Below are 7,804 nucleotides of genomic sequence, written 5' to 3'. Positions count from 1 at the left end.
ATTTCAGTAAATGGTCCTTCTTTTAAAGCACTATCTGGTATTTCAATCTCGTTTTCTTTCAGATAACCTGGAGAAACTGCTTTGAAATCTCTGCCGTCAATTTTTCCGATAACACCCTTACCTTTTAATTTTTTCATTTTTAATATATACTCCTGTTTCATTACCAGCCCAAACCACAAAAACTTTAAACTATTTAATTAAAAAACATTACTTATCAGTATTATTCAATTTAATATTGTGAACAATCGTATACATTACCGGTACTACTACTAAAGTAATTAATAAGCCAAAAGCTAAACCAAAAATTAAAGTAACGGCCATACCTCCAAATAATGGATCCTCACTTAACCATAACGGCAACAAACCACAAATAGTAGTCGCTGAAGTTAAAAATATCGGTCTTAAACGCTGCTTTGCTGCTTCTAAAACTGCTTGTGCAGGAGGCTGCTGTAATTCATCTAATTCTATTTCAATTTGTTCAATTAATACAATAGAATTATTAACGATTATCCCCACTAAAGAGATAAGTCCTAAAGTCTCCATAAAACCAAAGTTCATCTCAGTAACTAATAATCCAATAACTACTCCTACAATTGCTAAAGGTAAGACTAAAATAATAGTTAATGGTTTTTTATAGCAGTTAAACTGAATTACAAGCATTAATAAGATAATTAAGGCTGCTAGAGGTAATTGCTCCTTAATCGCCTCATTAGATTCTTGAGATTCTTCAACCTCTCCCCCAAACTCATAGTTAACATCTGCTCCCCAATCCTGAGCCTGCTTTTCTAACCACGGCTTCAATTGATTAACCACTTCTTTAGCAGTTAAATTAGGCTGACTTATATTAGCTTTAACAGTCATTAAATTAATAGAATTTCTCCTGATAATGACTGATGGTTCCCAAACTACTTTAAGATCAGCAATTTGTTTGAGAGGCACTGTTTTTCCTGTCATCTGAGAATAAACCTGAATAGTTTTTAATTGATCTAAGCTAATATTTCTAGCTGCTTCTCCTCTTAAAACCACTGGAATATTATCTTCATTATTTCTATAATTAGTTAGTGGTATCCCATCTAAAATAGTTTGTAATGTCAATGCCACATCTCGATTAGTTAAGCTTGCCTTTTCTAAGCGGTTTTGCTTTATATCGATTTTTATTTTTTTAGTTTTCATACCCCAATTATCTGTAATAGAGCTAAGTCCTTGTGTCTCTCTTAATTTATCTTTAACTCTAGCAACAATTTGGTTTAAACGCTCTTTATCTTTAGCAAAAAATCGAATTTGAATCGGCTTCCCTACAGGAAAAAGTTCTAGTTTTTTAGCTGTTGCTTTTGCTCCAGGAAACTTCTGAATAGTATACTGCTCTAATTGTTGAGCTAATTTTTCTATTTGTTCTGCTGAAGTAGTATCAATCAACATATAAATATATTCAGGGCTATTTAGTTCTGCCTGATAAGCAAGAGTAAAGCGTGGTGCTCCTTCTCCAATATAAGTAGACCAATCTAAAATACCTTGTTGATGATACTCTGTAATAGTTCCTCCTGATAATAACTGCTGTAAAAGGTTAACCTTCTTTTCTTGAGGAGGGACTTGCAAATTTTGAGTAATATAATTATCTATATTGCGTGCCGCTTTTTCTGTAGTTTCAATAGCTGTTCCTTGCGGTAATTCAACTTCAAAAGCCATCATACTCTTATTATCTTTGGGCATAAATATTTTAGGTACTAGATCCATTCCTTTAACTCCTAGGAATAACAGTACCAATAATAAAAAAATAAATACTATTTTATGGTTGATTAACTTACGTAAAATAAATTGATGACTTTGATAAATCCCTTTATTATAACGATGCTCTTCTTTTCCCTTAATATTTAAAAATAATACCATAAATAAAGGAATCATAGTTAAAGCTAAAACCCAAGAAGTCATTAAAGCTAAAGCTACAACTTTGAAAATAGATCCGGCAAATTCCGCTGTACTATGTTTAGCAAAAGCAATCGGTGAAAAAGCAGTACAAGTAACTATAGAAGCAATTAATAATGGCCCTTTTAACTCTTTACCTGCTGCAATAGCTGCTTCAAACTTATCCATTCCTTTTTCACATTTAGCAATAATAGCTTCGGTAACTACCACAGAATTATCAACTAACATCCCCAAAGAAATAATTAAAGCAGATAGAGAAACTTGGTCAATTCCAATCTCAAATAAGCTCATTAAGAAAAATGTAATACAAATTACTATAGGAACTGAAGTAGCTACTAAAATCCCTTCTTTAATTCCTAAAAAAAATAATAAAACTAAAATTACAATGAGAGTACTTTGAATTAAATTAGCCATAAAACTTTTCACTTTATTTTCTACTAAATCCGATTGGAAATAAACAGTTTCAATCTTAATTCCTGCTGGATACTGTGATTTAAATTGAGCTATCTTTTTTCTCACTTTAGGCCCTAAAGAAGTAATCTGCTTTCCACCTTTTAAAGAAATTGCTAAGCCTAAAGCATTTTGATTAGAAACCCTCATTTTAGTCTGAGGAGGATCAACATACCCCTGTTTTACCTGTGCCAAGTCCTTTAAATAAACTTGGGTGTTATTAGGTAAACTAATTAAGGTGTCAGATATACTATTTATTTCTTTAAAATCTCCTGTAGGTTCTAAAAAAATTCTTTCACTGCCTACATTAATACTCCCACCTGGTAAAATAATATTTCTACTTTGTAATAACTGCTGTAATTGATAAGGCGAAATTCCTAGAGCTGCTAACTTATCATTATCATAATCAATATAGATTCTTTTTTCCTGTTTACCAACCAAATTAACCTTAGCTACTTCCTCTATAGTGAGCAGTTGCTCTTTCATATCTTCCGCTATCTCTTCTAACTCTGCATAGCTATAATCTTCACCAGTTACACTAAGAATAGTACCAAAAACATCACCATATTCATCATTAATATATGGTCCTTGTGCATTGTCAGGTAGCTTATATTTGATATCGTTAATTTTACGCCGCATACTATTCCAAACAGGTCTTAAATCTCTATATTTCTCATCTATACTTACTGTCACTAATGAAAAACCTGTTTTATTGACACTTTCTACATAGTCTAATTCAGGAATTTCTTTAATCTTTTCTTCAATCTCGTCAGAAACCAGCCGAGCCATATCAGCAGGACTAGCTCCTGGTAAATAAGTAATAATTGTAGCTTGTTTAATTACAAAGCCAGGATTTTCTGATTTAGGCAATTGAATATAAGAGAACACTCCGGCAATGATTAGTATCGTAATAATTGTTAAGGTAATATAATTCTTCTTAATTGCAGCCTTTGTAATCTGCATCTATATTTCACTCCCTAATAACTTAATTTAATAATTTAACTTCTTCCCCATTAGTAATAGTGTTAACTCCTTTAGTCACGATTAAGCTGCCCGCTTCTAATCCACTTACTATCTCTAACCCTTCTGCCCTTAGTTCTCCGACTATAACTCTTCTTTTCTGTACTTTAGCATAGTCTTGATGTTTCTGAAGCTGATAAACAAAATTCCCTTGTTGATCAGCAGCTACTGCTGTAGGTTCAACAATTATTTTTTGATCTTCTTGTAATTGCTGAAACTTAACCACTGCAGTCATCCCTGTTTTTAACTTTTTTGAATCAGCTAACAACTTTAAAGTTACTGGATAATTCCCTTGATATCCTACCTGATTTCGACCAATTTTAGTAACCTCTGCCTTCAAAGTATCATCTTCAATTGCATCAACACTAACTACTGCTTTAGTTCCTCTTTTAATCCTAGAAATAACTCCTTCATCTACAAAAACAGTAACTTCTAAACCTTGATCACTATCAATAGTTAAGACTGGAATGCCAGCATCAACAACTTCTCCTGTTTCTCTATGTTTACTTACAATCACACCTGAAATTGGTGCTTTTAGATCTGTATACTTTAATTTTAACTGAGCTAATTCCAATTGCTTTTGATAAGCGGTTACTGTCGACTTTGCTACCTCCACTCCATTCTCTGCTTCTTTTAACTGGGCTTTAGTCTGCTCTAATTGAGCTGCTGCTATTTCTTTTTCTGCTCTTGCCTGATCATATGCAGATTTGGATACATTGTCATTTTGATATAATATTCTAATCCTTTGATAATTATTTTTAGCTTGATTTAGTTTAGCCTTAATACTAGTTATTCCGGCTTTAACTTGGTCAACTTTAAAATGTGCTCTACTAACTGCTGTCTCAGCTTGCTTAACTTTTGATTTAATTGAATTAACTTGTAAAAGATAATCACTTTGATCTAATTGAGCTAAAGTATTTCCCTGCTCCACCTTTTCTCCTACAGTTACTAAAAATCTATCAATTTTGCCTGCCACTCTAAAAGCTAAGTTAGAATTGACTTCTGCCTTTAAAGAACCTGAGTAATTATAACTATTATTAGTTGTTTTCAACTCTACTTGTTGATAATTAACTGATCTAATAATTTTTTTAGTATTATCTTCCTTTTCATTTTTAACACAACCACCTACAACTGTTGCTAACAATAATACTATAAATAAGACTAAAACTTTAGTTAACTTTGTTTTTTTAATTTTTAAAACCCCTTTCTCAAATCAATATTCTCCCAGAGCCCTTTTAGCTTCAGCTACGGCAATCAAAAAATCATATTTTGTAACTGATTTTTTCCGTTTAGCACTAATTAATGCTCGTTGAGCATCTAATAAATGAACTACTGATACTGAACCTATAGAATAGGAATCACGTACTAACTCTAAATTATTAACTGCTGCAGAAACTGCCTGCTGAGCATTTTTCCATTTTAAATATTGAGTATTTACATTATTCACTTTAATTTTAATATTTTTTTCTAATTTAGCTACTGTAGCCCTCTTTTTAGTTTTTAATTGTTCGATTTCAGTATTAACTTGCTTTAACTTCTCGCTTTTATTACCACCTTGATATAACGGATAACTAGCTATAATTCCTACAGACCATTCATCTAGAGAATCATCATAATTGCTTCCCGCTCCTTGTTCATTAAAATATTTTTTATATTTTGCCTGCAGTCCGATTTCAGGAAGATAATAATCGCTTTTCAACATTTTACGTTCTCTTTCCTTAACTGCTAAAAGCTGATCTAACTTTAGTAACTCTACAGAATTATCAAGACCTTGCTTTAATAATTTCGCCCTTGCCTGCTTCAAATCCCAAGGTGTATTAAATTGAAACTGATTTTTAATTTCTTCTAGCACAGGATTAACTTTGATATCCACCAATTTTATAGACTCTTCGACGTCTAGATCTAAAAGCATTTTCAAATTATCTTTCATATTTTTAAAATTCTGTTGCACTTGAGTAACAGCACTAGAATTCATAACAACTTCACTTTCCCAGCGATAAGTATCCATTGGTCCTGCTGCTCCAATTTGATATTTAGTCTGGGCCAATTCTAAATTCTCTTTAGTTAAGCTTAAGTTCTCCTGCTGTAGTTCTAAATCAGCCTGTACTTTTAAACTATTATAATAAGAAATCTTAGTTTCTAAAATAGTATTTAGCTTTTGCTCTGTTACAGCAAATTTTGATTTTTGCTCTAGGTTATTGTTAATATCTTGCTGAGCATTCACTCGCTCATTGAATAAAACTTGTGTTAAAACTAGTTCTCCACTCCAGGTTTTTTCTTTGACTTGTCCCATCGAATTAGCTGCTATATCATCTCTAACCCAACTGTAACTAGTATTTAAATCAATTACAGGCTTGAACTTGTTAGTTGCTTGTTCTGCTTTAGAATGAGCAACTTCCTGTTCCTGTTGTTGAGCTTTTAAATCAAGATTATTAGTCACAGCTAATTTTAATGCTTGCTCTAAACTAATCTCTTGTCCTTGTTGACGAAAGTCATTAATTACTTGTACCTCTTTTAATAATGACCAATCTGGTAGTTGGCCTAAAGTTTTAGCTACTGTTAGATCAACTACTATTTTTTTTTGTCCACCCTTGCTTTTAGTAATATAAATCGGTTGTTCTTTTAATTTCTCACCTAATAATAAAGCCTCTAAATTAATAGCTGTAGTCCTAGCTCTTCTTTTAACTTCTTCATGATGAGAATAAGCTGCCATAATATTATTTATTTCTTTAGACTGATCAATAATTGTTGTAACTACAGGAATCTCTTGATTTAGTAATTCTTTCTTTAAAGCAAGTAATTTGCTATCGTCTAGCTTTAATAAAGGTGATAAATAGACCACTTCTACACCTTTTAATTTATCTATAATATCAGCCACTCCATCATTACTAGCAATAGTTATTAGCTCATTATCAGCACCTAATATTGCTTGAGCTAACTGTGGCTGTTCTTTAAATAATAATTGATAATGCTCTTTTTCCATTATAAAACTTATCTTTTTTTCTCCTGTCACTTTTTTAAAAACAGCTAAATCTCTATTCAAAAATTGCTTAACAGTAATTAGATTGAAATTTTCAATTCCACTAGCTTGCTGCTTAAATTTACTTTTCAAAAATCTGTTATCTAAAACATAAGGAGCAATAACTGCTTTATTGAACTTATTTTTCTCTAAGGCTAAATGGGATCCCAATACTCCTGCTGTAATTATTATATCTAACTGCTGATTATTCGACATCTGCTTTAATTGCTGCTTTATTTGAACAACATTATTCCCCTCAGCAATTTGGAAATTAAAATTATAATTAGCACCTAAAACATTTTCTAATTCTTCCAGAATAGCTGTTTTTAACTTTTGATTAAATTGATCTTGACCCTCATAAATCACTCCGACCCCTACTGTAGTTAATTGTCCTTGTTCTGCAGTAACACCTACTGTAGAATATAATAAAATAATCATTCCTGTAAAAATTAATAATAAACCTTTATTTTTCACTATTTCTCACACCTCCAATATATAATTGAAAATTAAAGCTTAAATTCAAAACCATAAAATTAAGGATAACACTTCAAATATGAAATCATCATAATTTTAAGTGAGAACTCTCATTTATATTGAACGAATAGTCGTTCGAAATAAAAATAAATTTTTTTTACTCCTTTCTGGAATATATTTCTATAGCAGTTAGTAATGAATCACATACTTTTTCTATATCACAATTATCTGTTTTTAATAATAATTGTAGCGATATCCCATCAAAGGCAGCCCCTACCCAAGAAACGAAAACTTGAGGATCAATATCTTCTCTAATTAATCCCTGCTCTTGATCTTGAATTATTTTTTCTGTTAAATAGTTAAGGTAGCCTTCATACATTTCTTTCAATTGAGGAAATTCACCTTTAATCCCTTGATAAAATAAATCTATTAAAATATTAATTTCCTTTGTTTGGTTTTCACTAAACTGTTTTTTCACCTTTTCTAAAACTAATTCAAACTCTTCTAAAGCGGTTAACCCTTCATTTTTCTGAGGAACATATAATTTCTTCAAAAAGTACTCGAAAGCTTGTTTGATTAATTGGTCTTTATTTGCAAAGTATTCATAAATAGTACTTTGACCCATCCCAGCTTCTTGAGCAATATCAGCTATTTTCAATTCACTTAATTCCTTTTCAGATAAAGCAGTAATGGCTGCTTCAATTATTTCTTGCCTCTTTTCTTCTACATCCACTAATTTAGGACTCATATTTTAACTCTCCTTTTTTATCGAATTGTAATTCGAATATAATTATACTACTTTGTTTTTTAATTGTCAACATCTATAGAGTTTCCCCAAAATCACAATTAATAACCTTTTGATATCCTTAACATTGCTGCAAACTGAACAGGTTAGGCTGTTGTGATCTTTTAAATTTG

General features: G+C 31.3%; 4 protein-coding genes. All 4 read right to left on the bottom strand.

Going from position 1 to position 7,804, the window contains the following annotated elements; genetic code table 11:
* Nucleotides 1-207 precede the first annotated feature (207 nt).
* The gene (locus DER71_RS11390) at nt 208-3,336 is read right to left on the bottom strand and encodes an efflux RND transporter permease subunit (RefSeq protein WP_089716884.1); all 3,129 of its coding nucleotides are present in this window, start codon (nt 3,334-3,336) and stop codon (nt 208-210) included.
* Between the two features lie 22 nt (nt 3,337-3,358).
* Nucleotides 3,359-4,537 carry an efflux RND transporter periplasmic adaptor subunit gene (locus tag DER71_RS11385; RefSeq protein WP_158531820.1) on the bottom strand — a complete coding sequence of 393 codons (1,179 nt, stop codon included), beginning with the start codon at nt 4,535-4,537 and terminating at the stop codon, nt 3,359-3,361.
* A 69-nt stretch (nt 4,538-4,606) separates the two neighbouring features.
* Entirely contained in the window at nt 4,607-6,886 is a 2,280-nt protein-coding gene (locus tag DER71_RS11380) for a TolC family protein (RefSeq protein ID WP_089716882.1), read from the bottom strand.
* Between the two features lie 157 nt (nt 6,887-7,043).
* Nucleotides 7,044-7,634, bottom strand: coding sequence for a TetR/AcrR family transcriptional regulator (locus DER71_RS11375; protein ID WP_089716881.1), 591 nt, complete (start codon nt 7,632-7,634; stop codon nt 7,044-7,046).
* Nucleotides 7,635-7,804: the final 170 nt, after the last annotated feature.

The sequence above is a fragment of the Halanaerobium sp. DL-01 genome, assembly GCF_003338615.1.
Classification (GTDB): domain Bacteria; phylum Bacillota; class Halanaerobiia; order Halanaerobiales; family Halanaerobiaceae; genus QPJE01.
The sequence above is the reverse complement of the archived record's forward strand: the minus strand, read 5'-3'. Positions and strand labels throughout refer to the sequence as shown.

Excerpts from the sequence above, each read along its gene's own strand:
- DER71_RS11375 (WP_089716881.1), bottom strand. The coding sequence starts at position 7,634 with ATGAGTCCTAAATTAGTGGATGTAGAAGAAAAGAGGCAAGAAATAATT.
- DER71_RS11390 (WP_089716884.1), bottom strand. The coding sequence starts at position 3,336 with ATGCAGATTACAAAGGCTGCAATTAAGAAGAATTATATTACCTTAACA.